This window comes from Pseudomonas sp. MD195_PC81_125 (genome assembly GCF_014060985.1).
GTDB classification, from domain to species: domain Bacteria; phylum Pseudomonadota; class Gammaproteobacteria; order Pseudomonadales; family Pseudomonadaceae; genus Aquipseudomonas; species Aquipseudomonas parakoreensis.
Genome location: NZ_JABULD010000985.1, coordinates 1 through 631 on the forward strand (window position 1 = coordinate 1; position 631 = coordinate 631).

Below are 631 nucleotides of genomic sequence, written 5' to 3' on the forward strand. Positions count from 1 at the left end.
GGATAGTTCGGACTACCGCTTCAATCTGGCTGCCAAGACTTTGGGCACTGCGCGTGCTGTCCTCTCCGACTCTTCCGATCACCAGTAATCGAATATCGTTTTGGAGATCGCTCAGGCTCTCGACTAGATGTCCATGGCGCTGCTTCAGATCAGGTGACATGGCGCCAGAGATGACTGTTCGCTCGCGAGCTTTTTCAAGCATGTGCTGTCCATGTTCCAAGGCCAGTTTTGCACGCTGCGCATCCAGCGTGGCCAACTCTTCCAGTAGATGTTCTCTGCTACCGAGGCCGATATTGCCGCTGAGGTCAGCGGATGCAGGATATTTTTCCTTATCCAGCACATGAAGCAAGGTCAGGGGAGCGCTGAGTCGTTGCGAGGCCCATGCTGCGTAATCGCAGACCGCCAATGAGGATTGTGAGTTATCAATGCATGCCATTACGTGGGTCATTGTCGTTCTCCTTAGTGGCTCATGAGCTTGTCGATGGCACCGGGTTTGTCATGCACACCGAAGCGGTCAACGATTGTTGCGCTGGCTTCATTGAGACCGAGCACTTCAACCTCAGCGCCTTCGCGGCGGAACTTGATCACGACCTTATCCAGGGCTGCGACGGCGGTGATATCCCMGAAATGC

Annotated in this window: 2 protein-coding genes; both read right to left on the bottom strand. The window is 54.6% G+C overall.

Annotated elements, in window-relative coordinates:
* The coding region (locus HT737_RS30735; RefSeq protein ID WP_182404701.1) for a universal stress protein at positions 1 to 448 on the bottom strand (448 nt) is incomplete at its 3' end.
* 11 nt (positions 449 to 459) lie between these two features.
* A partial coding sequence (locus tag HT737_RS30740; RefSeq protein WP_374011223.1) for an STAS domain-containing protein occupies positions 460 to 631 on the bottom strand: 172 nt, incomplete at its 5' end.